This is a genomic window from Luteimonas gilva (assembly GCF_005239095.1).
Classification (GTDB): domain Bacteria; phylum Pseudomonadota; class Gammaproteobacteria; order Xanthomonadales; family Xanthomonadaceae; genus Luteimonas_C; species Luteimonas_C gilva.
The window spans coordinates 1378161-1404209 of record NZ_SZUA01000001.1; the positions used below are offsets into that span (position 1 = coordinate 1378161).

22 protein-coding genes are annotated in these 26049 nt (G+C 66.1%); 12 read left to right on the forward strand and 10 right to left on the reverse strand.

Annotated elements, in window-relative coordinates:
• Positions 1–43 precede the first annotated feature (43 nt).
• Genes FCE95_RS06540 through serA form a run of 3 tightly spaced genes read right to left on the reverse strand, consistent with a single transcriptional unit; the run spans position 44 to position 3764 of the window.
• On the reverse strand, positions 44–1498 hold the full coding sequence (locus FCE95_RS06540; protein ID WP_137266130.1) for a bifunctional folylpolyglutamate synthase/dihydrofolate synthase: 1455 nt from the start codon (positions 1496–1498) through the stop codon (positions 44–46).
• Positions 1495–2139, reverse strand: coding sequence for a histidine phosphatase family protein (locus FCE95_RS06545; RefSeq protein WP_137266131.1), 645 nt, complete (start codon positions 2137–2139; stop codon positions 1495–1497). Before FCE95_RS06545 ends, FCE95_RS06540 begins: the two co-directional genes overlap by 4 nt.
• Before the next feature lie 59 nt (positions 2140–2198).
• On the reverse strand, positions 2199–3764 hold the full coding sequence (serA, locus tag FCE95_RS06550; protein ID WP_189644653.1) for a phosphoglycerate dehydrogenase: 1566 nt from the start codon (positions 3762–3764) through the stop codon (positions 2199–2201).
• A gap of 238 nt (positions 3765–4002) precedes the next feature.
• On the opposite strand from serA, the gene FCE95_RS06555 reads away from it, so the two are divergent.
• The 3 genes from FCE95_RS06555 to FCE95_RS06565 all read left to right on the forward strand — a co-directional run bounded on the left by FCE95_RS06555 (position 4003) and on the right by FCE95_RS06565 (position 5199).
• The gene (locus FCE95_RS06555; protein WP_137266133.1) at positions 4003–4398 is read left to right on the forward strand and encodes a DUF3224 domain-containing protein; all 396 of its coding nucleotides are present in this window, start codon (positions 4003–4005) and stop codon (positions 4396–4398) included.
• 321 nt (positions 4399–4719) lie between these two features.
• Positions 4720–4950, forward strand: coding sequence for a DUF6289 family protein (locus FCE95_RS06560; protein WP_137266134.1), 231 nt, complete (start codon positions 4720–4722; stop codon positions 4948–4950).
• A gap of 21 nt (positions 4951–4971) precedes the next feature.
• Positions 4972–5199 carry a DUF6289 family protein gene (locus FCE95_RS06565; protein WP_137266135.1) on the forward strand — a complete coding sequence of 76 codons (228 nt, stop codon included), beginning with the start codon at positions 4972–4974 and terminating at the stop codon, positions 5197–5199.
• A 146-nt stretch (positions 5200–5345) separates the two neighbouring features.
• Here FCE95_RS06565 and FCE95_RS06570 read toward each other — a convergent pair whose 3' ends face one another.
• Both FCE95_RS06570 and FCE95_RS06575 read right to left on the reverse strand, forming a co-directional pair.
• A complete protein-coding gene (locus FCE95_RS06570; protein ID WP_137266136.1) occupies positions 5346–7517 on the reverse strand; it encodes a S46 family peptidase in 2172 nt (723 codons plus the stop codon).
• 297 nt (positions 7518–7814) lie between these two features.
• Positions 7815–9950: a S46 family peptidase gene (locus FCE95_RS06575; protein ID WP_223266826.1), complete on the reverse strand. Its 2136-nt coding sequence runs from the start codon at positions 9948–9950 to the stop codon at positions 7815–7817.
• 195 nt (positions 9951–10145) lie between these two features.
• Between FCE95_RS06575 and tdh the strand changes: the two genes are divergently transcribed.
• Genes tdh through kbl form a run of 3 tightly spaced genes read left to right on the forward strand, consistent with a single transcriptional unit; the run spans position 10146 to position 13003 of the window.
• Positions 10146–11168, forward strand: coding sequence for an L-threonine 3-dehydrogenase (gene tdh / locus FCE95_RS06580; protein ID WP_137266484.1), 1023 nt, complete (start codon positions 10146–10148; stop codon positions 11166–11168).
• Positions 11169–11172: 4 nt separating this feature from the next.
• Positions 11173–11775: a hypothetical protein gene (locus tag FCE95_RS06585; RefSeq protein WP_137266137.1), complete on the forward strand. Its 603-nt coding sequence runs from the start codon at positions 11173–11175 to the stop codon at positions 11773–11775.
• Between the two features lie 31 nt (positions 11776–11806).
• On the forward strand, positions 11807–13003 hold the full coding sequence (kbl, locus tag FCE95_RS06590; protein WP_137266138.1) for a glycine C-acetyltransferase: 1197 nt from the start codon (positions 11807–11809) through the stop codon (positions 13001–13003).
• 188 nt (positions 13004–13191) lie between these two features.
• On the opposite strand, the gene FCE95_RS06595 is transcribed toward kbl, so the two are convergent.
• The 4 genes from FCE95_RS06595 to FCE95_RS06610 form a co-directional block, all read right to left on the reverse strand.
• The gene (locus tag FCE95_RS06595; RefSeq protein WP_223266801.1) at positions 13192–13923 is read right to left on the reverse strand and encodes a pseudouridine synthase; all 732 of its coding nucleotides are present in this window, start codon (positions 13921–13923) and stop codon (positions 13192–13194) included.
• A gap of 74 nt (positions 13924–13997) precedes the next feature.
• Positions 13998–14507: a hypothetical protein gene (locus tag FCE95_RS06600; protein WP_137266140.1), complete on the reverse strand. Its 510-nt coding sequence runs from the start codon at positions 14505–14507 to the stop codon at positions 13998–14000.
• 300 nt (positions 14508–14807) lie between these two features.
• On the reverse strand, positions 14808–15902 hold the full coding sequence (locus tag FCE95_RS06605; protein ID WP_137266141.1) for an OmpA family protein: 1095 nt from the start codon (positions 15900–15902) through the stop codon (positions 14808–14810).
• Between the two features lie 166 nt (positions 15903–16068).
• Entirely contained in the window at positions 16069–17508 is a 1440-nt protein-coding gene (locus FCE95_RS06610) for a bifunctional 2-methylcitrate dehydratase/aconitate hydratase (RefSeq protein ID WP_137266142.1), read from the reverse strand.
• Positions 17509–17649: 141 nt separating this feature from the next.
• Here FCE95_RS06610 and FCE95_RS06615 point away from each other — a divergent pair, with 141 nt between their 5' ends.
• A complete protein-coding gene (locus FCE95_RS06615; protein WP_137266143.1) occupies positions 17650–18432 on the forward strand; it encodes a dioxygenase family protein in 783 nt (260 codons plus the stop codon).
• 55 nt (positions 18433–18487) lie between these two features.
• On the opposite strand, the gene FCE95_RS06620 is transcribed toward FCE95_RS06615, so the two are convergent.
• On the reverse strand, positions 18488–19402 hold the full coding sequence (locus FCE95_RS06620; protein ID WP_137266144.1) for a LysR family transcriptional regulator: 915 nt from the start codon (positions 19400–19402) through the stop codon (positions 18488–18490).
• A 102-nt stretch (positions 19403–19504) separates the two neighbouring features.
• Between FCE95_RS06620 and FCE95_RS06625 the strand changes: the two genes are divergently transcribed.
• The 5 genes from FCE95_RS06625 (at position 19505) to FCE95_RS06645 (ending at position 25804) form a co-directional block, all read left to right on the forward strand.
• Positions 19505–20725 carry an MFS transporter gene (locus FCE95_RS06625; RefSeq protein ID WP_137266145.1) on the forward strand — a complete coding sequence of 407 codons (1221 nt, stop codon included), beginning with the start codon at positions 19505–19507 and terminating at the stop codon, positions 20723–20725.
• Positions 20726–20747: 22 nt separating this feature from the next.
• A complete protein-coding gene (locus FCE95_RS06630) occupies positions 20748–21803 on the forward strand; it encodes an aldo/keto reductase (protein WP_137266146.1) in 1056 nt (351 codons plus the stop codon).
• Positions 21800–22819, forward strand: a complete 1020-nt coding sequence (locus FCE95_RS06635) for a zinc-binding alcohol dehydrogenase family protein (protein WP_137266147.1) — start codon at positions 21800–21802, stop codon at positions 22817–22819. The genes FCE95_RS06630 and FCE95_RS06635 overlap by 4 nt, the downstream gene beginning before the upstream one ends.
• Positions 22820–22866: 47 nt before the next feature.
• Positions 22867–23706 carry a PhzF family phenazine biosynthesis protein gene (locus FCE95_RS06640; RefSeq protein ID WP_137266148.1) on the forward strand — a complete coding sequence of 280 codons (840 nt, stop codon included), beginning with the start codon at positions 22867–22869 and terminating at the stop codon, positions 23704–23706.
• 70 nt (positions 23707–23776) lie between these two features.
• Positions 23777–25804 carry an NADPH-dependent 2,4-dienoyl-CoA reductase gene (locus FCE95_RS06645; protein WP_137266149.1) on the forward strand — a complete coding sequence of 676 codons (2028 nt, stop codon included), beginning with the start codon at positions 23777–23779 and terminating at the stop codon, positions 25802–25804.
• Positions 25805–26049: the final 245 nt, after the last annotated feature.

Consider the following 26049-nt stretch of genomic DNA (forward strand, 5'->3'; position numbering starts at 1 on the left):
CGGATCGCCGCGCGAATTATACCCGCGCCGGACGGGCCCCGAATTAACCGACGGATGCGCCGAGCGCGACGAGCGCGGCCGCGGCGGTGTGGAACGAACCGAAGATCAGGACGCGGTCGCCCGGCTGCGCTTGCGCCAATGCCGCGGCCAAGGCCTCGGGCACCGTCGCATGACGCGAGCCCGCACCGGCGGCGGTCGCGGACAAGCGCTGCGCGAAGGCGTCCGCGCCGAGGCCGCGCGGATTGACGTCGGCCAATCCGGCTAGGAACCAACCATCGACGCATTCGGCCAAGGCATCCACGACGCCCGCCACATCTTTGTCGCCCAGCGCCGCGAACACCGCGTACGTGCGTTTCGCCCTTGCGGGAGGGGCTTCAGCCCCGACCGCTTCTGTCGGGGCTGAAGCCCCTCCCGCAAAAGAATTCAACCATCTCGCGAGCTCGCGCGCCGCTTGCGGGTTGTGGCCCACATCCACCACCACTTCCACGCCGCCGCGATCGAAAGCCTGCAGGCGGCCGGCGACGTTCGCCGCAGCGACGCCCGCGATCAGCGCCGCATCGTCGATCGGTTCGCCCAAGGCGCGCAAGGCGGCGATCGCGGTCGCCGCGTTGCGCAATTGCGCGGGCGCGGCCAGCTTCGGCGTCGGCAATTCGATGCCGTAACCGATCTCGCGCCAACGCCAATGCGCGCCGTCGATGCGTTCGAAGAAGAAATCGCTGCCCGCGCGCAGCGCCGAAGCGCCGATGGCGTAGGCGTGGCGCAACACGCTGGCCGGCGGATCGTCTTCGCCCAGCACCAGCGGCTTCCAGGCGCGGGCGATGCCGGCCTTTTCGAAGCCGATCTTCTCGCGATCGTCCCCGAGATAGTCCTGGTGGTCCAAATCGACCGTGGTGATCACCGCGACGTCCGGGTCGACGATGTTGGTGGCGTCCAGCCTGCCGCCTAGGCCGACTTCGAGGATCGCTAGATCCAGATCGCCGCGCTCGAACAACCACAATGCTGCGAGCGTGCCGTATTCGAAGTAGGTCAGCGAGATTCCTTCCCCTTCTCCCCTCGGGAGAAGGTGCCCCGCAGGGGCGGATGAGGGTTCGGTGGAAACGCCGACATTCGGGTTCGCGTCGCTATTCCGAACCCTCGCCCCAACCCCTCTCCCGAGGGGAGAGGGGCTTAGCCGCGCGGCTTCGATCGCTTCGAAGGCCTCGATCAAGGCTTCATCGCTCGCATCCTGACCGCCGATACGAACGCGCTCGTTGTAGGCGAGCAGATGCGGCGAGGTGTAGGCGCCGATGCGCCAGCCCGCGGCCTTGGCGATGGCTTCGACGAAGGCGACCGTGGAGCCTTTGCCGTTGGTGCCGCCGATCGTGACGACATGCTTGGCCGGCTTGCCCAAGCCCAGCCGCGAAGCCACTTCGCGCACGCGATCCAAGCCCATGTCGATGGACTTGGGATGCTGGCGCTCGACGTACTCCAGCCAATCGGCGAGGGATCGTCCGTTCACAGCGCGCGATGCACGGCTTCGCCGAAGAACGGCGTGTGGTGCGCGCAATCGTTCAGCCGCACCACTTCCAGGCGCTCGACGTCGGCGCCCTCCAGCAGGTTGATCGTGGTCGGCGCCTGGCGGAACGTCCACAAGCGCGCAAGCGGAATGCCGAGGATGCGGCAGAGCAGTACGCGGTTGACCGCATCGTGGGCGACGACCAGCAAAGTATCGTCGCGGCCCAAGCCTTCGGAGGCGCGGGCCAGCGCCGGCCAAGCGCGGTCGAACACGTGCTGCAGCGATTCGCCTTCCGGCATCAGCACTTCGTGCGGCGTGTCGCGCCAGGCTTGCAGGCGTTCGCCGTCGCGGTCGCGGATTTCGCCGGCGAGCAAGCCTTCCCAAGTGCCGTGGGCGATTTCCATCAGGCCCGGATCGGTGGTCAGCAGGTTTTGCCGCGATTCGCCGAGCGCGAGTTCCGCGGTGCGCTTGGCGCGGACCAGCGGCGATGCGACGGCGCGATCGATAACGACGTCCTTCAATCGTTCGCCGAGCGCGCGTGCCTGCGCTTCGCCGACCGACGACAGCGGGATGTCTTCCTGGCCTTGGTAGCGGCCTTCCGCGTTCCAGGGGGTTTCGCCGTGGCGGGCGAGGATGATTTTCATGCAACGATATCCCTTACAGTTCCGTCATCCCGGCGCAAGCCGGGATGACGATTTGAAATTTACAACGACTCGATCGACAGCACGCCCGGAATCCCGCGCACCGCCACCAACTGCGACTCCGGCACCGCGCGGTCCACCGTGATCGCCGCGAGCGCCTCGCCGTCGCCCTTGGCGCCGAGCGAGAAGTTCGCGATGTTCACTCCTGCCGCGCCCAGATGCGAGCCGACCAGGCCGATCATGCCGGGCCGGTCCTCGTTGCGCATCAGCAGCAGATGCGCTTGCGGATCGAATTCGATTTCCACGCCGTCCAGCCGCACCACGCGCGGGCCGCGGTGCAGCGTGGCCTCGATCTCGCGCGCCGCGCCCTGCTCGCCTTCTACGCGCAGCTTCAACAAGCGGTCGAAACCGTCGCCGTCGCCGCCGACCGTTTCCGCCACCACCAGGCCGCGCGCCGCGGCTTCCTGCAGCGCATTGACGGGCGTGACGCGGCTGGATGCGCTGCCCAGCAGCGAGGCGACCAGCAATCGCGTCAAAGGCCGCGGATCCAACGATTCCGCGCGCCCCGCATAGGTGATGTGCAGGCGCGTGGGCGCCGGCACCAAGCGCGCGGCCAACTTGCCCAACGCCGACATCAACGGCATCCACGGGCCCACCTCGCGCGCGGCTTCGGCGGTCAGCGGCGGCAGGTTGACGCAGCCGGCGACCGCGCCGGTATCGATGAAATCGACGATCTGCCGCGCCAGGATGGTGCTGACCGCTTGCTGCGCTTCGCTGGTCGACGCGCCCAGATGCGGCGTGAGGATCAGTTTCGGATGGCCGCGCAACGGCGAGTCGGCTTGCAGCGGTTCGGTGGCGAACGTGTCGAGCGCGGCGCCGGCCAGATGGCCTTCGTCGAGCAGGCGCAGCAGGGCTTCTTCGTCGACCAAACCGCCGCGCGCGGCGTTGATCACGTACGCGCCCTTCTTCATGGCCCGCAGATTCTGTTCGGACAACAGATTGGTGGTGTCTTTCGTGCGTGGAATGTGCAAGGTGACGATGTCGGCTTTCGCCAGCAGTTCGTCGAGCGGCTTCAACGGCACGCTGCCCTTGCCGGCGGCCGATGCGGGCAGGAACGGATCGTACGCGGCGACATCCATGCCGATGCCCTGCGCCTTGCGCGCGACGGTGCTGCCGATGCGGCCCAGGCCGATCACACCCAGCTTCTTGCCTTCCAATTCGAAACCGGTGAGGCCGGCTTTCGGCCATTCGCCGGCCTTCATGCCGGCGTCGGCGCGCGGGATGTGCCGCGCCAGCGCGAACAGCAGCGAGATCGCATGTTCGGCCGCGGCCAGCGTGTTGCCGTCGGGCGCGTTCATCACCGCGATCCCCTTGGCGGTGGCGGCGTCCACGTCGATGGTGTCGACGCCGGCGCCGGCGCGGCCGATCACTTTCAGCTGCGGCGCGTTGGCGATCGCTTCGGCGCTCACCTGGGTGGCCGAACGCACCAACAGCGCGTCGACGCCTTGCAGCGCCTGCGCGAGCTTGGCGGGGTCTTTGATCGGGTCGGAAATTTCGACGTCCCAGCCCGCCTCGCGGAACAAGGCCAAGCCATCGTCGTGGATACCGTCGCAAGCCAGCACTTTCATCGTCGAACTCCTGTGGGGAAGGTCCCGCGGAGTCCCGGCAGCCGGCGCAACGTGAGCGATGAATCGGAATAACGGCCGCCAACGGCGGCTGGATCGAACACGGGTCGGGAGACGGGGCCGGCTGGCATGGGAATCCGCGACGGGTTCAGCGTAGCAGACCGCGGCGGCGGCGCAAGAGGCTGGCCACGGCGGCCGGTCTCGGCGAGGATGGCGCTCCCTCGGCGGCGGAGATCGGCCCATGTCCCGGCAAATCAAAGGCGAATTCGACGTGAAACGCAGCCCCGAAGCGCCCTGCGACCTGGGCGACGGCGTCCAGGCCGGGCATTTCCGCTTCGACAAGCGTTTCCACGGCGATCTGGACGCAGTCGGCGTGGTCCACATGCTCGCGGCGATGACGCAAACCGAAGGCTCGGGCGCTTATGTCGCGATCGAACGCATCGTCGGCACGCTGGCAGGCCGCAGCGGCGCGTTCCTCACCCAACACAGCGGCGTCATGGACCGCGGCGCGCCATCGCTGTCGCTGACGGTGGTGCCCGATTCGGGCAGCGACGGACTGGAAGGGCTGCGCGGGTCGATGAAGATCGATATCGTCGATGGGAAGCACTACTACACCTTCGACTACGACTTGTTCTGAACTTCCCCACGCCGTCATCCCGGCGAAAGCCGGGATCCAGGCCGACGCAATTACGGTAACGATGTAGTCCTGGGTCCCGGCTTTCGCCGGGATGACGGGCTTGAGATTGCGCCGGCCTGCACGATTGGTTCCGTCGAAACAGGATGCATGCGAAGAACCGCACGCACCGCAGCTCACAGCTGCGTAGTGATGCGTTTCACAGATGCGCGATGCTGCATCGCATCGTCCGAAATCTTCATCGCGCGCTAACCGCTTTCCAACAAAACGCTGCCTACATTCCTTCGGCCGGCACGAAGCCGGCGGCAAGACAGGGAGAAAGACATGCGTAGGAAATCAGCGCTCGCGCTGGGCCTGGCGGCCGCAGCGGCGGTAGGCGCGGCGATCGCCGCGGTGGGCCCGACGGGACCGGGCCAGTTCTATTACTACTACAACGACGCCGGCCAGATCGTCGGCTATCAAGCGATCCATTGCGACGGCACCCGCGAAGCCTGGGGCAAGTTCACCCGCAATTACGCCGACGGCTATTTCATCTGCGATCCGGACCCGACCTGATCCCCCTCACAGGAGAAAAACATGCGCAGGAAGACCGCAATCACCTTGGGTTTGCTGGCGGCGATCGCCGCCGGCGTCGCCATCGCCCGCCCGCCCGGGCCCGACGAGATCGGCGAGTTCTATTTCTACTTCGACCAGGACGGCAACATCGTCGGCAGCGCCTCGCTGGATTGCGAGGGCAATCTGTACGAGTCCGGCATCCGCACCAACTTCTACAGCAGCGGCCACGCCATCTGCAATCCGGATTGAGGACGAAGGCGTAGGGTGGGCCTTGGCCCACCATCGCCATGGTCGGTTGCGGTGAGCAATCGGCGAAGAACGCCATCGTTTCCATCATTGTTCGAAGCGACTCGCACACGGCAATGGTGGGCCAAGGCCCACCCTACGCCAGGGGATCACTTCGCGACGACGTTCAACTCCTGCAGCAGCTGCGGCGCGGGATAGACCTCTTGCATGATCCAGCGCATATAGCGCTGGTCGACCGAGATCATGCGCGTCATCACCGGGTCGAATACCCAGTTCGAGCTCACCGATTCCCAGTTGCCGTCGAAAGCCAAGCCGACCAGATTGCCGCGCGCGTCCAGCACCGGCGAGCCGGAGTTGCCGCCGGTGATGTCCAGATCGGACAGGAAATTCACCGGCACCGTGCCCAAACGCTTGTCGGCCAGGCCGCCGTAGCGCTTGGCGGCGATCGCGTCCAGCAGCGGCTTGGGCGCATCGAACGGCTCCTTGCCGGTGGCCTTGGCCGCCACTTCCTCCAGCTTGGTGAACGGCTGCTGCTTGCTGCCGTCGACCTTGGTGTAGCCCATCACGTTGCCGAAGGTGATGCGCAGCGAGGAATTGGCGTCGGGATAGACGAACTCGCCCTTGCTCTTCTTGTAGTCGGCCACCGCCTGCAGATACACCGGCCGCGCGACCAGCGCTTCGCCGGCGCGGGTCTTGCGTTCGTCTTCTTGCTTGAGCAACGTCGGCATCATCGCCACGGCCAGCTGGATCGCCGGATCCTTGCTCGATTCGAAAGCCTTGCGGTCGGCCTTGAACCATTTCATCCGTTCGGCGGTGCCGCCGAGCTTGCTCTTGCCGAGGCGGTCGACCGCTTTGCCGACGGCTTTTTCGTCGTTGCCCGCCAGCCATTTGTCCAAGGCTTCGACGCGCTGGCCTTGCGGGAGCGCGATGTACTGATCTAGCCAGTAGCGCTGCAATTCGCGGTCCATCGTCGGCTGGTAACGGCGCTCCATCTGCTTGATGCCGCCTTCGATCGCGGCCAGGTCCCGTTCCTGGAAACCGGATTCGCGTTCGGCGTCGGGCTTGGCGCGCTCGATCGACAAGCGGTACAGCATCGCCGCCGTGCCGACCACGCCGGTATTGGAGAACTGGCCGAACACCAGATCGCGTTCGCGCGTGGCTTTGGCCTGATCGCTCACCGCGACCAATTGGTCGTGCGCTTCCAGCGCCGGCTTGCCCTTATCGCCTTGCTTCTTCAACCAATCGAGCACCGCCGCTTCTTCGCGGTGCTTGGTGGCGGCGGCGTCGGTGCGCTTGAAGCCTTCCAGCTGGCCGTCGTAGTTCTTCAGCACGTTTTCCCAGCCGCGCACGGTGTTGGCGTACTTCACGCCGATCTCGGGATTCTTCTTGCTCTGTTCGTCCACCAACGCGACCAATTTCTTGAAATGGCCGCTGATGGTCGGATAGGTCCAGGCCGCGGTGTTGTCGAAATCGCCGGCCAGCGCGTAGCGGCTGGTCGTGCCGGGGTAGCCTGCGACCATCACGAAATCGCCGGGGCCGAGCGGCTTGTCCGCGATCTTCAGCCAATGCTTGGGCTTGTACGGCACGTTGTCGGCGGAATACGCCGCGGGCTTGCCGTCCTTGCCGACGTAGGCGCGATAGAACGAAAAATCGCCGGTGTGGCGCGGCCACATCCAGTTGTCGACTTCGCCGCCGTAGTTGCCGATGCTGCTCGGCGGCGCGTAAACCAGGCGCACGTCCTTGATTTCGAGATTGCGGAACAAGCGGTAGACGTTGCCGCCGGAGAAGCTGTACAGGCGGCAGCGATAGCCTCCCGCGGCTTCGCATTGCGCGACCAGCTTCTTGTCGATCGCTTCCAAGGCTTGCGTGCGGCCGAGCGCATCGGGCGCGGCGGCGATCGCGGCCTTCACTGCCGGCGTCACGTCCTGGATCGAATCCAGCGCGTAGATGCGCGCGTTCGGCCCGGCGCTGAGTTCGCCGTCGCGCGTGGCGGCGTTGAAGCCGTCGTTCATCAAGTTCTTTTCCGGCGTGGAATTGAGCTGGATGGCGCCGTACGCGCAGTGGTGGTTGGTGACGACCAGGCCGTCGGGAGACACGAAACTGGCGGTGCAACCGCCGAGCGACACGACCGCACCCATCGGATCACCGGTGAGATTGGCGAGCTGCTTCGGATCGAGCTTCAAGCCCGCTTTTTTCAGCGGACCGGCGATTTCGGGCAGTTGCTGCGGAACCCACATGCCCTCGCCCGCGCGGACGGAATCCGCCATGCCCGCACCGAGCGTTGCGGTGACGATAGCGGCGGCCAAGAGGTGATAGCGCATGCGGTGCTCCTGAATTGGATCGGTCTGGGAGTCTAGCCCAGGCTTTTCGGGCGCAGGCATGACTAAAGTTGGGTCGCGGGGGTTTGGTGCGGCGAGGGCGCCAGTCTTGGCTATGCGCGTCTCAAATGCCGATATCTCGCTCGCACGGCGGTCTGCGGGCTATGAATCCGGCCTCTGGGCGATCGTAGGTTGGATTGAGCGCAGTTCCGTAGATAGCTGCGCAGGCCAAGGCGACTACGCGCGCCCTCACCCAACCCTCTCCCGCAAACGGGAGAGGGCTTTATCGCGGCGGCTCGCTTACTCCGCGGGGAGATTCATTTCCTTCAACAGATGCGGCGCCGGATAGACTTTCGCCAGCAACCAGCGCAGATAGCGCATGTCGACGTGGATCGCGCGCTTGTAGCGCGGATCGAACATCCAGCTGGCGCTGACCGCTTCCCAGTTGCTGTCGAAGTTCAAGCCGATCAGGCGCCCGTTCGCATCGAGCACGGGCGAACCGGAATTGCCGCCGGTCGTGTCGAGGTTGGTCAGGAAATCCACCGTCTGCGTCTTCAACTTCGGATCCGCCGTGCCGCCGAAATCGCCCTTGGCGATGGCGTCGCGCAGCGGTTTGGGCGCATCGAACGGGGCTTTGCCGGTATGCTTCTCGACGATGCCCTGCACCGTGGTCAGCGGCACGTAGGTGACGCCGTCGCGCGGCGACATGGTGCTGACCTTACCGTAGCTGACGCGCAACGTGGAGTTGGCGTCGGGATAGACCGCGCGGCCCTGCGATTTGCGGTAGCCGATCAGGGCGCGCATATAGGCCGGACGCAGCCGCAGCAGGTCGCCTTCGCGGGATTTGTCCGTTTCTTCCTGGCGCAACACCGCCGGCAGCAGCTTCGCGGCCGCCAGCATCAACGGGTCGGTCGACGCCGCGACATCCGCCGGAGCGGCTCTCAACCAGCGCAGGCGCTCGGCTTCATCGCCGAGTTTGGTTTGCGCGTACAGCGCGTCGATCGCCGCCTTCGCTTGCGCATCGTCGCCGCCGAACACGGCATCCACTTCGGCGATGCGCTGCGCCGCGGGCAGCGCGCGATAACGCTTCAGCAGATCCGACAGCAGCGCTTTCTCGACATCGGCGTCGTAGCGGCGCTGGACCTGCTTCAGCGAGCCTTCGATCAAAGCTTCGTCGCGCTGCTGGAAGCCGCTTTCGCGCTGCGCGTCGGGCTTGCCGCGCTCGGCGGCCAATCGCTGCAGCGTCACCGCCGAACGCAACAGCTGCGGCTGGCCGCGGATCAGTCCGAACAGCTGGTCGCGTTCGCGCGTGGCGGCGCCGGCGTCCAACACTTTCTGCGCAGCGGCGATGTCGGCCTGGATCGCCTTGGCGTCGGACTGCTTGCCCAACCAGGCCAGCATCGCTTTTTCGTCCGCGGCGCGGGCGCTCACCGCATCGCTGCGACGCAGGCCGTCCAGCTCGCCCTGGGCGCGCTTAAGGCCGTTCTTCAGGCTGGCGACTTGCGAGGCGTACAGCACTTTCGCCGACGGCTTGGCGGCCGTCGCGGCTTCGATGGTGTCGATCATGCCGTCGAACAGCGCTACCCGCGCCGGCAGCTGCCATTCGATCTGGCTCTTGAATTCGGACGCCATCCGATGACGGTAGGTGACGCCCGGATAACCGGCCAGCATCGCGTAATCGCCTTCGCCCACCGGATCGGTGGAGATCTGCAGATGCGCCGGCGGCCGGTACGGCACATTGTCCTTGGAATAGGCGGCCGGCTTGCCGTCCTTGCCGACGTAGGCGCGCAGGATTGTGAAATCGCCGCTATGGCGCGGCCAAACGAAGTTGTCGATCTCGTCGCCGTAGTTGCCGATCGCTTCCGGCGGCGCGTAGACCAGACGGATGTCCTTCAGTTCGAGCTGCTTGATCAGATAGAAATCGGTGCCGTAATACATGTTGGCGACGCTGCAGCGATAGCCCACCTCGCTTTCGCATTCGGCGACGGCCGCTTTGCTGGCCGCATCGACCGCGTCGTAGTAAGCGCGTCCGGTCTTGCCGCGCGCGTCGGCCAGGATCTTGTCGGTGATGCGGTCGAAGCCGGTCGTCACCAGCACGCGGTAATCGGGATTGGCCGGCAATTCCGCGTCGCGGTTCGCGGCGATGAAGCCGTTGCCGATCAGGTCGCGGTCTTTGTTGCTGTTGTACTGGATCACGCCGAACGCGACGTGGTGGTTGGTCAGCACCAGGCCGTCGCCGGACACGAAGGCGCCGGTGGCGCCGCCGACCTTGACCACCGCGTTCATCGGCGGCTTGGCCAGCTCGGCCAGGCCGGCGGGGTCGCCCTGGAACCCGGCGGCTTTCAGCTGCGCGGCGATTTCGGGCAATTGCGAAGGCATCCACATGCCCTCGTCGGCATGCGCGGCGGCGGGCAGCAGGGTGGCGGCGACCGCCATGGCCAACATACGTCGGGGCACGGACTACTCCTGGTGGATTGCGAATCAGCGACGATAGACGCGGCATCGCCGCGCAGGCAACTGCCGCCGGTCACCGCCCTGCCTCGGCTTGCCGCGGGCGGTACAATTGCGATCTCTTTCCGCCCATCCGTCCCAGGTCCGCCCATGTCGTCGATTCCGTCGTTCCCGCCCAGTATGAAAGCGCTGGTCAAGCGCGAAGCGGCCAAGGGCATCTGGCTGGAGGAAGTGCCGGTGCCGCGCCCGGGCGCGAACGAGGTGCTGATCAAGCTGGAGAAGACCGCGATCTGCGGCACCGACCTGCACATCTATCTGTGGGACGAATGGAGCCAGCGCACGATCAAGCCGGGCCTGGTGATCGGCCACGAATTCGTCGGCCGCATCGTCGAGCTCGGGCCGGGCGTCGGCGGCTATACGCTGGGCCAACGCGTGTCGGCCGAGGGCCACATCGTCTGCGGCCATTGCCGCAACTGCCGCGCCGGCAAGCAGCATTTGTGCCCGAACACGGTCGGCATCGGCGTGAACCGCAACGGCGCCTTCGCCGAATACATCGTGATGCCGGCCAGCAACCTGTGGCCGATCCCGGACCAGATCCCGAGCGAGCTGGCCGCGTTCTTCGACCCGTACGGCAACGCCGCGCATTGCGCGCTGGAGTTCGACGTGGTCGGCGAAGACGTGCTGATCACCGGCGCCGGCCCGATCGGCGTGATGGCCGCGGGCATCTGCAAGCACATCGGCGCGCGCAACGTCGTGGTCACCGACGTCAACGATTACCGCCTGAAGCTGGCCGCCGACATGGGCGCGACGCGCGTAGTGAACGTCAGCAATACCTCGCTGAAGGACGTGATGAGCGATCTGCATATGGAAGGCTTCGACGTGGGCCTGGAGATGAGCGGCAATCCGCGCGCTTTCAACGACATGCTCGACTGCATGTACCACGGCGGCAAGATCGCCCTGCTCGGCCTGCTGCCTAAGGGCGCGGGCGTGGATTGGGACCGGATCATCTTCAAGGGCCTCACCATCCACGGCATCTACGGCCGGCGCATGTACGAGACCTGGTACAAGATGACGCAACTGGTGCTGGGCGGCTTCCCGCTGGGCAAGGTGCTGAGCCATCAATTGCCGATCGACGATTTCCAGAAGGGGTTCGACCTGATGGAATCGGGCAAGTCCGGCAAAGTCGTGCTCAGCTGGAACTGATGCGGTGAGCGAGCCGGCCGTCGACACCGCGCCGCCGCGCAAGGCCTGGTTCGAACGCGCGCCGATCAATCTCGGCGAGCTGGCGGTGGAGACGATCGCGGTGGTGATCGGCATCCTGCTCGCGCTGGCGATCGACGGCTGGTTCGACGCCAGGAAGGACCGCGAAACCGTCGCCAGCGCGCTGCAATCGATCCGCGCCGAGATCGCGCGCAACCGCGAAGCGGCGTTGAAGCACCAACGGCACCTGGACGCGATGGCGGCGGCGATGGAACGCGACAATCCGGGCGATGCGCCGCCGCGTCCCTGCTCAGCTTGGAAGGGCTGGTCGGGCACCCAGGAGCCGATGCTGCTCGATACCGCCTACAACGTCGCCATCGTCACCCAAGCGCTGGCCAAGATGCCTTTCGCGCAGGCCAGCCGGATCGGCGAGGTCTACGGCGGCCAGCAGTACGTGCAGAAGGTCTACGACAAGCTCGGCGCGCTGCTGTTGAACGACCAACCGATGCAGCTGCCCAACTGCGCCGGCATCGCCCGCGAGCTGGCGCGCAGCAGCGGAACTCTCGCCGCGCGCTATGAATTGCTGTTGCAACCGAATCCCAAGCCGTGACCGGTTCGCGGCCCGACATCCCGAGGAAACCATGTCCTTGACCGAACGCTACGCGAACACCCTCGACGAAATCCGCGAGGCCGGCCTGTTCAAGTCCGAACGCATCATCACCTCGCCGCAGTCGGCGCAGATCACCCTGGCCGACGGCCGCGAAGTGCTGAATTTCTGCGCCAACAACTATCTGGGCCTGGCCGACCATCCGGACATCATCGCCGCCGCGAAAGACGCGCTGGACACGCACGGTTTCGGCATGGCCTCGGTGCGCTTCATCTGCGGCACCCAGGACCTGCATAAGCGGCTGGAAAAGACCATCGCCGATTTCTTCGGCACCGAAGACACGATTTTGTACGCGGCCTGCTTCGACGCCAACGGCGGGCTGTACGAACCGCTGCTGGGCGAGGAGGACGCGATCATCTCCGACGCGCTGAACCACGCCTCGATCATCGACGGCATCCGCCTGTGCAAGGCCAAGCGTTTCCGCTACGCCAACTGCGACATGGCCGACCTGGAGAAGCAGTTGCAGGCGGCGGATGCGGCCGGCGCGCGCACCAAGCTGATCTCCAGCGACGGCGTGTTCTCGATGGACGGCTTCATCGCCCCGCTCGACGAGATCACCGCGCTGGCCAAGAAGTACAACGCGCTGGTCCACATCGACGAATGCCACGCCACCGGCTTCCTCGGCAAAACCGGGCGCGGATCGGCGGAAGTCAAAGGCGTGATGGACAAGATCGACATCTTCACCGGCACGCTGGGCAAAGCGATGGGCGGCGCCCTCGGCGGCTTCACCACGGCCAAGAAGGAAGTGATCGAACTGCTGCGCCAGCGCTCGCGTCCGTATTTGTTCTCCAATTCGCTGCCCCCGCACGTGGTGGCCGCAGGCATCAAGGCCTTCGAGATGCTCGACGCCGCCGGAGAGCTGCGCGAGCGCTTGGCCGAAAATACCGCGTATTTCCGCGAAAAGATGGCGGCCGCCGGTTTCGACCTGAAGCCGGGCACGCATCCGATCAGCCCGGTGATGCTGTACGACGCTCCGCTGGCGCAGAAATTCGCCGCGCGCTTGCTGGAAGAAGGCATCTACGCGATCGGCTTCTTCTTCCCGGTGGTGCCGCAAGGACAGGCGCGCATCCGCACCCAGATGAGCGCGGCGCATACGCGCGAGCATTTGGATCGAGCGATCGCGGCGTTCACCAAGATCGGGCGCGAATTGGGCGTGGTGGGCGCGAAGTAACCTACAAGCTCACGCGCTTCATCCCTCTCCCTTTACGGGAGAGGGAAAGGCCGAAGGCCAGGGAGAGGGTTCGGCTCTTCGCGCGGAGCTGCAGGCAAGATCAAAAGCACGCTTGCTTCGCTTCGCGCCCCTCTCCTGCCCTTAGGGCATCCTCCTCCACGAGGAGGAGGAAAAGCAGCCCTTCGCGCTTAAAGCGGCGACAACGACGCAGCCTCTTCCGCCGTCAACCTGCGCCACTGCCCCTTCGGCAATTCGCCCAGCGCCAAATCGCCGATCGCGACGCGCACCAAGCGCAGCACTTCGATGTCGAACGCGGCCAGCAAACGCCTGATCTGACGATTGCGTCCTTCGTCCAGCACGATCTCCAGCCACGCATTCTTCTCGCCCGTGCGCAGCAAGCGCGCGGATTTCGCGCTCAAATGTTCGCCGCCCGCATCGACGCCGGCGATCATCGCTGACAGTTGCGCGGGCTCCGGCATCGCATTCGCTTGCACGTGGTAGGTCTTGTCCGGCCCGCGCTGCGGATCGGCGATGCGCGCCGCCCATTCCGGATCGTTGCTGAAGAGCAACAAGCCTTCGCTGGCCTTGTCCAAGCGCCCCACCGGCGCGATCCAGCCCAGGTCCGCGCCTTCGAAACAGCGGTACACGGTATCGCGGCCGCGTTCGTCGGCCGTCGTGGTCACCAGCCCGCGTGGTTTGTTCAGCATCAGATGGATCGGCGCGCGCTTCGCGAGCGGCTTGCCGTCGATCGCGATCGCGTCGCTGTCCACCGGCGTCGGAAATTCGGGATCGCGGATCGTCCTGCCCGACAAAGTCACGCGGCCCTCGCCGATCCACTGCGCCGCTTGCGTGCGCGAGCAGACGCCGCGCTTGGACAGCACGCGCGCCAACCCGTGCTTCGTTGGCGGACGCCGATTCACGACGATAGGCGCGACGCGAAGCTTGTCGCGCCGTTTTCCCTACACGAGTGCGGCATGCGATGCGCCGCGAACGCCTACGGTTTCTTCTTGGCGTCCGTCGCAGCCGGGGCCGGCGCGGCTTCGCCTGCGGCCGGAGCCGTGGCGGCCGGCTTGCGCCCCGCCACGCGCACGCCGCGGGCTTTCATCCAGGCGTCGAACTCGTCGGCGGTCATGCGCTTGCCGTTCTGGTTCATGTCGAAACGCCAGGGCGTGTTGTCGAACGCCGTCTTGGGCTTGTAGACCGACGGATCGTTGGGATCGAGCGCTTTCGGCGCCGGCCCGGCGTTGGCCACGTTGCAGCCTTCCACGCGCAAACGCAGGAGCACCAAGTCGACCGACATGCTCTCGTCGTAGGCCTGCGCCAGCACGCCGCTGGGCGCGCCGAGTTGGGATGCGGTGGTGGACAGTTCCGACGACACCGGCGCCAGCAAGGTCGGGCGTACCGGCAAGGGTTGCGGCACGGCGGCGGTGTTGCAGTTCGCGGCTTGCGCGGAGACGGCGGCGCCTGCGAGCAGGCAGAAAGTAAGAATCGGTAGCGCGCGCATGGCAATCCCCGCGTCGATGGATGCGGCGAGTGTAGGCCGCGTGTCCGGCGGCGACAAGCGCGCGACTCGTGCAGTGGGCAGGGTGCCGCGCTTCGCTTAGACCTGAACAGGAAATAGGCGCGGCGACCAGCTCTTTTTTGTGGGAGCGGCTTCAGCCGCGAGCTCTTGGCTCAGCTCGCAGCGATAGGGAGGAAAAGCTCGCGGCAGAAGCCGCTCCCACAAAAGTGGCTATTCGATGATCCGGAAAAACGAAGCCCGGCGCGAGGCCGGGCTTCGTGTATCGCTTAGCTTGGCGTCCGATTAGTTCTGGACGTTCAGCTCGGTGCGGCGGTTGCGCGCGCGGCCTTCCGGATTGTCCGAACCATCTTCGTTGGTGTTCGGAGCGATCGGACGGCTCTCGCCGTAACCCACCGGGCCCACCAGACGGCCGGCATCGATGCCGTTGCTGGTCAGATAGTCGTACACAGCCTTGGCACGACGCTCGGACAGCTTCTGGTTGTAGGCGTCCGTACCCTTCGAGTCGGTGTGGCCAGCCACTTCGACGCGCAGGTCGGGGTAACGCTTCAGGATCTCGATGGCCTCGTTGAGGATCGCGACCGCGTCAGGACGCAGCACCGACTTGTCGAAGTCGAAGTTCACGCCCTTCAGATCGATCGACACCGGCACCGGGCAGCCGTCCGGACCGATGGTCTGGCCAGCCTGCGAACCGGGGCACTTGTCGTCGCAATCGTTCACACCGTCGCCGTCGCTGTCGCTGTCGGCGCAGGACGGAGCCGGAGCCGGCGGCGGAGCGGCAGCAGCCTCCGGGCCCAGGGCCACGGTCAGGCCGACCGAAGCCAGCAGATCGGTGAAGTAGTCTTCCTGCTGCTGAGCCGGACGCGCCTGGACATCGTCGAAGTCCACGCGGGTGCCGATTTCCGTACGCAGGTCCACGCGGCCGAAGTCGAACTGCAGGCCGGCGCCGAGGTTGGCGGCGACGTTGTTGTCCGAGTGCTGGGCCGGATTCGGGCCGAGCGCCGGGTTGCGGACGAACTCTTCCTCATGACGCTGCCAGCCGAGGCCCATACGGATGTACGGCCACCACTTGCGGTCGGCGTTGCGGAAGTGGTAACGAGCATCGACCGAGGCGCCGTACTGGCTCCACCACAGGTTCGGGTTGGCGGTCTTGTCCGGGTTCTGATAGTTCAGTTCGAAATCGACCGACCAGTTCGGGTTCAAGAACTTACCGAAGCCAACGGTGCCGAAGATGGTGTCTTCGGTGTCGCGATCCTTGTCCTGGAAGTTAACGCCAGTCGAACCGGCGACGTACCAGCGATCATCAAACTCCTGCGCGGAAGCGGCCTGCGCCACGCACAGCCCGCCCAACAGCGCAGCACAGAGGAGTTTCTTATTCATGTTCAGCTCCTTGATCAGGTAAATGTAGCGATATCACGGGTATTGCGTGGTTATGGTTTTAGACGGCCGTTCCGCACGCCATCCCATCCAGATTAGTACCGGATATGTGAAAGCGGTGTTAACAATAGCATAACAGTTGAAACCTTGCCAACCCGACAGGGCCGTCCTAGGCCCGGTACAGGTTCATGAAATCCTGGATCGGCAGGGCCTCTAGGGCCCCCGGCTCGCGGGCCAGGGCCATGATCCGGTCGGCCTGCTCGGCCGGCAACTGGGCCTTCAACGCGGCCTCGCATTTGGCCATCAGGACCGGGATGCCCTCGGCGCGGCGCTTGCGGTGGCCGATCGGGTAGTCGATGGAGACCTTGTCGGTCGAACTGCCGTCCTTGAAGAACACCTGGACCGAGTTGCCGATATAGCGCTTGTCGGCGTCGAAATAGTCCTGGGTGAACTGCGGGTTCTCGCGCACTTCCATGCGGTCGCGCAGGGCGTCGATGCGCGGGTCTGCGGCGACGTCGTCGTTGTAGTCCGAAGCGGTCAGGCGGCCGAAGATCAGCGGCACGGCGACCATGTACTGGATGCAGTGGTCGCGGTCGGCGTAGTTGGCCAGCGGGCCGGTCTTGTCGATGATGCGCACGCCGGCTTCCTGGGTTTCGATGACGATCTTTTCGATGTCGCCGATCCGGTCTTTCACCTGGCCGTGCAGTTGCATCGCGCATTCCACCGCGGTCTGGGCGTGGAATTCGGCGGGGAAGCTGATCTTGAACAGGACGTTCTCCATCACGTAGCTGCCGAACGGGCGTTCGAAGGCGAATTCCTTGCCCTTGAACGCCACGTCGTAGAAGCCCCAGGTCTTGGCGCTGAGCGCGCTCGGATAACCCACGACCTTCTTGTGCGCCGCGTTCAGCGCGTGGATCACGGCGCGGCGGCAGGCGTCGCCGGCGGCCCAGCTCTTGCGCGGACCGGTGTTCGGCGCGTGGCGGTAGGTGCGCAGCACGCCGTTGTCGATCCAGGAATGCGACACGGCGGTGATCACCTCGTCCTTGCCGCCGCCGAGCATCGCGGTGGCGACCGCGGTGGACGCCAGGCGGACCAGGATCACGTGATCCAAGCCGACCCGGTTGAACGAGTTCTGCAACGCGTACACGCCCTGGATCTCGTGGGCCTTGATCGCCCAGCCCAGCACGTCGCGCACGGTGATCTTCTTGCCTTCCTTGCGCGCCAGGTAATCGGCGACGGCCAGGATGGCGCCCAGGTTGTCGGACGGATGGCCCCACTCGGCCGCCAGCCAGGTGTCGTTGAAATCCAGCCAGCGCACCAGCGTGCCGATGTTGAACGCGGCCTGGACCGGATCGAGTTCGAACGAAGTGCCGGGCACGCGCGCGCCGCCGGGAAGTTCGCCGCCGGGAACCAGCGGACCGAGGTGCTTGACGCAGTCGGGGAACTTCATCGCCAGCATCGCGCAGGCTAGCGAGTCGAGCAGCATGTAGCGCGCGGTGTCGTAAGCCTCCTGCGAGTCGATCTGGGCGTCGATGACGTAGTCGGCGATATCGACCATCGGCTGGTCGGGATCGGGGCGCACGGCGGAGCGGATGTCGAAATGACTCATGGGTCCCTGGGAGGCTGGCGGAGGGGAAGCCCGCTATTTTGCCAGACGCAGCCGCTCCGGCCCCACCTTTGCAACGCAGCGGGCCGTTTCGACGGCTTGGCGAAGGCCAGCGCAAGTCGCATTTTTCGTGGCATGGACGCCATGACCCGCCTTCCCGCCCTGTTCCTCTCCCACGGCTCGCCCATGCTGGCGGTCGAGGATTCTCCCGCCGGCCGTTTCTTGGATGGCCTGGGCGGGCAATGGCCGCGGCCGCGAGCCATCGTGGTCGCATCGGCCCATTTCGAGGCCGACCAGCCCAGCGTGGGCGGCGCGCCCGAACCGCAGACCGTGCACGATTTCGGCGGCTTTCCGTCGCAGCTCTACCAGATCCGCTATCCGGCGCCCGGCGCGCCGGCGTTGGCCGAGGCCATCGCCCACCGCTTGAGCGATGCGGGATTGGCGGCGCGGGTCTGCTCGCATCACTGGCTCGACCACGGCGTGTGGGTGCCTCTGCGGCGCGCCTATCCCGAGGCCGATATTCCGGTGGTGCCGCTGTCGGTGAATCCGCGCGCCGACGCGGCGCACCACTTCGCGGTCGGACGCGCGCTGGCGCCGCTACGCGAGGACGGCGTGCTGGTGATCGGCTCGGGCGGCTTCGTGCACAACTTGCGCGATCTGGAATGGGACGATCGCGACGCGCCGCTGCCGGCCTGGGCCAACGATTTCGCCGTGTGGATGCGCGACAAACTGGAAGCCCACGACACCGCGGCGCTGTTGGATTGGCAGACGCGCGCGCCGCATGCGCGCAAGGCGCATCCCACGGTCGAGCACCTGATGCCGCTGTTCGTCGCGCTCGGCGCCGGCGGCGACGCGGCGCGCGTGCGCAGCCTGCACCGTTCGCACGAGTTCGGGTCGCTGGCGTTGGATGCGTTCGCCTTCGATTGATACCGCTTTCGTAGGTGCGAATTCATTCGCACGCTTTCGATCCTCATAGGAGCGGCTACAAGGGTTTTTCCCACGGCGGGTTTTCGCCGAACTTCTCGGCGAAGAAATCGACGAAGGCGCGCACCCGCGGCGGTACCAGCCTGCGCTGCGGCATGACCGCGTAGATGCCGGTGGTGGCGATCGGATAGTCCGGCAAGACGACCTGCAGCCGCCCCGCGCGCAAATCCTCGCAAGCGTGCCAGGCTGAATGCATCGCGATGCCCAAGCCGGCGACCACGGCGTCGAGGATCACTTCGCCGTAGTTGCTTTCGATGCGGCCGCCGACCCGCACCGCGATCTCGCGGCCGTCGCGATCGTTCATCCGCCACACGTCCTGGCGCCCGGCGCTGCCGACCAGCAGCACGCATTCGTGGTTCGCCAGATCATCGGGCGTGCGCGGCGCGCCGTGCTTGCGCAGGTACTCGGGCGAAGCGCACAACACGCGCCGGTTGTCGGCCAGCTTGCGCGCGACCAGGCTGGAATCGTCGAGCGCGCCGATGCGGATGGCCAGATCGAAACCGGAACTGATCAAGTCCAAGCGCTGATCGTTGAGGTTGATGCTCAACTTGACGCGCGGATGCCGGGCCATGAATTCGGGCAGCAGCGGCGAGATGTACAGGCGGCCGAACGAAGCCGACGTCGTCACCCGCAAAGTGCCGGTGACGTCGCTGCTCGCCTGGCGCAGACCGCCGGTCAACGCCTCCAAATCTTCGACCAGCGCCCGGCCCTGTTCGGCGAGCGCCGCGCCTTCCGGCGTGGCGTGCAATTGCCGGGTGGTCCGATGCAGCAGGCGCACGCCCAGATCGCGTTCCAGGCGCTTGAGCCGCTGGCTGGCGACGGCGACGGACAGATCCAGGCTGCGCGCGGCGGCGCTGATCGAGCCGAGATCCAGCACCCGCAGGAACAGGCTGATATCGCCGATCCGGTCCATGATTATCAACTGATTATTGATACTGATTAGGGATATTGCCGGTTTCCGCTGAATATGCAACGGCCTAGGCTGGGCGCCTCTATTCATCCTTCCCTGTCCATCATGGCCACCCCACTCGCCCCGTCCCCGCCCTCGCGCCTTCCGCTGGGCCTATACGCGCTGACCGCCGGCGCCTTCGGCATCGGCACCACCGAATTCGTGATCATGGGCCTGCTGCTGCAGGTCGCCGCCGACCTGCACGTGAGCATCGCCGCGGCTGGACTGCTGATCTCCGGCTACGCGCTGGGCGTGTTCGTCGGCGCGCCGCTGCTGACCGCGCTCACCAGCCGCATGCCGCGTAAAGCCGTGCTGGTGGCGTTGATGGTGGTGTTCACCATCGGCAATCTCGCCTGCGCGCTGGCGCCGAACTACACGGTGCTGATGATCGCGCGCGTGATCACCTCGCTCGCCCACGGCACCTTCTTCGGCGTCGGCGCGGTGGTGGCCACGGGTTTGGTCGCGGCCGACCGCAAGGCCTCGGCGATCTCGATCATGTTCACCGGCCTGACCGTGGCCACGCTGCTCGGTGTGCCGGCCGGCGCATGGCTGGGACACGAATACGGCTGGCGCGCGACGTTCTGGGCGGTGACCGCGGTCGGCATCGTCGCCACCATCGTCATCGCCACGCTGGTGCCGGCCGATCGCGAAGACCATGCGCCGATCGCGTTTCGCGAAGAATTGAAAGTGGTGCGCCGCCCGCAGGTGTTGCTGGGGTTGCTGATGACCGTGCTCGGCTTCGCCGGCGTGTTCGTGGTATTCACCTATATCCAGCCGATTTTGACCCGCGTCACCGGTTTCGCCGACAGCGCGGTGTCGCCGATCCTGTTCCTGCTCGGCGTGGGCCTGATCATCGGCAACCTGCTCGGCGGCCGTCTGGCCGACAAGCGTCTGATGGCGTCTCTGCTCGCCACCCTGGCGGGATTGGCGATCGTGCTGGTCCTGATGACGTTCGCACTGCACAGCAAAGTGGCGACGGTGTTGTTCTTCGGCCTATTCGGCATCGCCGCATTCGCCACGGTGCCGCCGCTGCAGCTGTGGGTACTGCAGAAGGCCGAAGGCGCGCAGAATCTCGCTTCCAGCCTCAACATCGGCGCATTCAACCTGGGCAACGCGCTCGGCGCCTGGCTCGGCGGCGTGGTGATCGAACGCGGTCCCGGGCTCGGCTCCATACCTTGGATCGCGGCCTTGGTGACGGTGTCCGGCATCGCGGTCGCGCTGTGGAGCGCGCGCCTGGAAAGGCCGCGGCGCGTGACCGTCGAAGCGGCGACGTGCACCGCCAACTGAACTTTCGAAAAGGAACCGAACCATGGAATACCGTTTTCTCGGCGCCTCCGGATTCAAAGTCCCCGCACTGGGTTTCGGCGCGGGCACTTTCGGCGGCAAAGGCCCTCTGTTCAGCGCCTGGGGCAATACCGATGTGGATGAAGCCAAGCGGCTGATCGACATCTGCCTCGACGCCGGCCTCAATCTGTTCGACACCGCGGACGTCTATTCGGACGGCGCATCCGAATCGATCCTCGGCGCGGCGCTCAAAGGCCGGCGCGACAAAGCCATCGTTTCGACCAAGCTGACGCTGCGCGCCGGCGACGGGCCAAACGATGCCGGCGCTTCGCGCCATCATTTGATCGAAGGCGTGAACAAGGCGCTGCGGCGCTTGGATACCGACTACATCGACCTGCTGCAATTGCACCACTTCGACGCGATGACGCCGGTCGAACAGGTGATGTCCACGCTCGACGATTTGGTCCGCGCGGGCAAGGTGCGCCACCTCGGCGTCTCGAATTTCTCCGGCTGGCAATTGATGAAATCGCAGGCCGCCGCCGACAGGCACGGTTATTCGCGCTACGTCGCCAACCAGACCTACTACTCGCTGATCGGCCGCGATTACGAGTGGGAGCTGATGCCGCTGGGCATCGATCAAGGCGTGGGGGCGGTGGTGTGGAGTCCGCTCGGCTGGGGCCGGCTGACCGGCAAGATCCGCCGCGGCCAACCCTTGCCGGAAGGCAGCCGCTTGCACGACACCGCCGGCTTCGCGCCGCCGGTGGACGAGGAGCGTTTGTATCGCATCGTCGACGCGTTGGACGAAATCGCCGCCGAAACCGGCAAGACCATTCCGCAGATCGCATTGAACTGGCTGTTGCAGCGGCCGACCGTATCGACCGTGCTGATCGGCGCCCGCAACGAAGAACAGCTACGGCAGAACCTGGGCGCGGTCGGCTGGAACTTGACGGCCAATCAGGTCGCCAAACTCGATGCGGCGAGCTACCTCACGCCGCCTTATCCCTATTACCCGTATTGGAACGGCCAGTTCGCCGAGCGCAATCCGCCGCCGGTCGCCGTACCGCGCCAGGAGTCCGCATGAAAGCCGTCGCCCTCACCCGTTACCTGCCGATCGACGATCCGCAATCGCTGGTCGACGTCGAATTGCCGAAGCCGGATGCGCCCACCGGTTACGACTTGCTCGTCCGCGTCGAAGCGGTATCGGTCAATCCGGTCGATACCAAAGTGCGTTCGCCCAAGCCCCAAGTCGAAGCGCAGCCGAAAGTGCTGGGTTACGACGCCGCTGGCGTGGTCGAAGCGGTCGGCGAAAAAGTCACTCGGTTCAGGCCCGGCGATGCGGTGTATTACGCCGGCGACATCACCCGCCCCGGCAGCGATGCCGAGTTCCAACTCGTCGACGAACGCTTGGTCGGCGCGAAGCCGCAGTCGTTGGACTTCGCCCAGGCCGCGGCGCTGCCGCTGACCGCGATCACCGCTTGGGAGTTGCTGTTCCAACGCATGCCCTTCGATGCCGACAACGGCGGTAAAGGTAAAACGCTGCTGGTGATCGGCGGCGCCGGCGGCGTCGGTTCGATCGCGATCCAGCTCGCGCGCCGCGCCGGTTTTACCATCGTCGCCACCGCCTCGCGGCCGGAAACGATCGAATGGTGCAAGACGATGGGCGCCGAACATGTGATCGACCATCGCCAACCGCTGGCCCAGCAATTGTCCGCGTTGGGCTTCGCGCAAGTGGATGCGGCGATCAATTTGGCCGACACCGACCGCTACTGGGATGCGCTAGGCGAACTGTTGGCGCCGCAAGGGCATGTGGGCCTGATCGTCGAGCCTAGCGGCGCGCTGAAGATCGGCGATCCGTACAAGGCCAAATGCATCGGCATCCACTGGGAGATGATGTTCGCCAGGCCGCGCTTCAAAACGGCGGACCAAGGCGAACAAGGCCGCATCCTCGACCGCATCGCGGCGTTGATCGACGCCGGCGAATTGCGCAGCACACATACCGAAACGCTCGGCAAGATCGATGCGGCGAATCTGCGCGAAGCGCACCGGCGGCTGGAATCGGGGTCCGCCATCGGTAAGCTCACTTTAGCCGGGTGGTGAGCGCGGCGCAGCGCCTCCATATTTCACGTCCGCTTCCGGAGAACCGAATGAATAACGGCACCCTTAGCCGCTACACCGCATTTTCCAGCGACCCCAGCGGCGGCAATCCCGCCGGCGTGTGGATCGGCGACGCATTGCCCGACGCGGCCGCCATGCAAAAGATCGCGGCCGACCTCGGTTATTCGGAGACCGCGTTCGTAGCGCCCCGGCATGGCGTCGCGCGGGAAATCCGCTACTACAGCCCCGAAGCGGAAGTGCCGTTCTGCGGGCACGCGACCATCGCCGCCGGCGTAGCGCTAGGCGAATCCGAAAGCGACGGCGACTACCGCCTGGCGACACGCGTGGGCGAGGTGCCCGTCGCCGTGCGCACGCGCCGCGGCGTGCGCGAAGCCTCGCTGACGTCGGTGGCGCCGCGTCACGAGCCGGCACCGAACGCCCTGGTCGATGCCGCGCTGTCCGCGTTGGGCTGGAGACGCGAAGAACTCGATTCGTCGATCCCGCCCGCGCGCGCCTTCGCCGGCGCGTGGCATCTGGTGCTCGCCGTCGCCGACGCCGGCACGCTGGCGCGTCTGGACTACGATTTCGATCGCCTCAAAGCCTTGATGCTCGCCGAAGATCTGACCACGCTGCAGTTGGTGTGGCGGGAAAGCGAGGCGGTATTCCACGCCCGCAATCCTTTCCCGGTGGGCGGCGTGGTCGAAGACCCGGCCACCGGCGCCGCCGCCGCGGCCTTGGGCGGTTATCTGCGCGATGCGAAGCTGATCGACGCGCCCGCCACCGTGCTGATCCGCCAAGGCGAGGCGATGGGCCGGCCCAGCCGCGTGCATGTGGAGATTCCCGCCGCCGGAGGCATCGTCGTGAGTGGCACCGCCGTTCCGATCGCGTAACCGCAACGGGCCGGTTGCCGGCTCTAATCTTTCCCGGCATGGTGCGCGCTTCGCACGCGAGCCCGGCCGCATGTCCTCCCAGAACGCGCATTACCCGCATCTGTTCGCCCCGCTGGATCTCGGCTTCGCCACCCTGCCCAACCGCGTGTTGATGGGCTCGATGCACACCGGGCTGGAGGACCGCGCCCGCGATTTCCCCAAACTCGCCGCCTATTTCGCCGAACGCGCGGCCGGCGGCGTCGGCCTGATGGTCACCGGCGGCTTCTCGCCGAACCTGGTCGGCTGGTTGAAGCCCTTCGCCGGCAAGCTGAGTTGGCCCTGGGAAGCGCGCAAGCATCGTCGAGTCACCTCGGCCGTGCATGCGCACGGCGGCCGGATCTGCCTGCAGTTGCTGCATGCCGGGCGTTACGCCTATCACCCGCTGTCGGTATCGGCGTCGAAGTTGAAAGCGCCGATCAACCCGTTCACGCCGCGCGCCCTGTCCGCGCGCGGCGTCGAACGCCAGATCGCCGCTTTCGCCAACGCCGCCAAGCTCGCGCGCGACGGCGGCTACGACGGCGTCGAGATCATGGGTTCGGAAGGCTATCTGCTGAACCAGTTCACCGCGGTCCGCACCAACCAGCGCGACGACCGCTGGGGCGGCGATGCGGAAAAGCGGATGCGTTTCGCGGTGGAGATCGTGCGCCGCGTGCGCGAAGCCTGCGGACCGGACTTCATCCTGATCTACCGGTTGTCGATGCTCGATCTGGTCGACGGCGGCTCGGATTGGAACGAGATCGTCGCCCAGGCGAAAGCGGTCGAAGCGGCCGGCGCGACGATCATCAACACCGGCATCGGCTGGCACGAAGCGCGCATCCCGACCATCGCCACCTCGGTGCCGCGCGCGGCGTTCGCCGGCGTCACCGCCAAGCTGCGTCCGCACGTGAAGCTGCCGCTGGTGGCGACCAACCGCATCAACACGCCCGAAGTGGCCGAGACCGTGCTCGCCGGCGGCGGCGCGGATATGGTGTCGATGGCGCGGCCGCTGCTGGCCGATCCGCAATGGGTCGCCAAGGCGCGCGCCGGCAAAGCGTTCGCGATCAACACCTGCATCGCCTGCAACCAGGCCTGCTTGGACCACGTGTTCGAAAACAAGAAAGCCAGCTGCTTGGTCAATCCGCGCGCTTGCGCCGAAACCGAATTGAATTATCCGAAAACCGATGCGCCCAAACGCATCGCCGTGGTCGGCGCCGGCCCGGCCGGTTTGGCTTGCGCGACGGTCGCCGCCGAACGCGGACATCGGGTCGCGCTGTTCGACGCCGCGAACGAGATCGGCGGCCAATTCAATCTGGCCAAGCGCATTCCGGGCAAAGAAGAATTCCACGAGACCTTGCGCTACTTCGAGCATCGCTTGCGCGAAACCGGCGTCGAGGTGCGCTTGAATTCTCCGGTCGATGCGTCGGCGCTGCAGGATTACGACGCGGTGGTGCTGGCCACCGGCGTGTCGCCGCGCAAGGTCGATTTCCCCGGTGCGGATCACGCCAAGGCCGTCGGCTATCTCGACGTGCTGCAAGGACGGGTCGTGCCCGGCGCGCGCGTGGCGATCGTCGGCGCGGGCGGCATCGGTTTCGACGTCGCCGAATTCCTCGTCCACCACGGCCAATCGCCCAGCCTGGACGCGCGCCGCTGGATGGCCGAATGGGGCGTGGACGCCCGCTTCGATGCGCGCGGCGGACTGGCTTCGCCGCGTCCAGAGCCGCCGGCCCGGCAGATCTGGCTGCTGCAGCGCAGTCCCGGCCGCCCGGGCGCCCGTTTGGGCAAGACCACCGGCTGGATCCACCGGGCGACCCTGAAGGCCAAGGGCGTGAAGATGCTGGGCGGGGTCGAGTACTTGGGGCTGGACGAGGCCGGGCTCCGGGTTCGGATCGACGGCAAGGAACAAATCCTGCCGGTCGACCACGTGGTCGTCTGCGCCGGCCAGGAGCCGCGCCGGGAACTCCTGGCCGCACTCCAGGCAGTCGGGCGGACGGTGCATGTGATCGGCGGCGCAGACGTGGCCGCCGAACTGGACGCCAAGCGCGCCATCGCCCAAGGCAGCCGCCTGGCCGCCGAGCTGTAGTGGGGCCTGGCCCGCATCCCATCTTTCCCTCCGGCGACCGCCACTTACCGCGACTTCCCGAACAAAAACTCCAAATTAATCAATAATTTCCAGTTTTACCGTTCAGCCAGGGTTCGGTAATCCGCCGCTACCTTGCGCGCACTTTCTCCCCGCCCGGACCTGGGCGGGACCGGCGCCAGCCCGCAATCCTGCGGCTTTCGCGCCCGGGCAAAGGGCGCCACAGAGCCGCCCACGCCCTCCCCAGT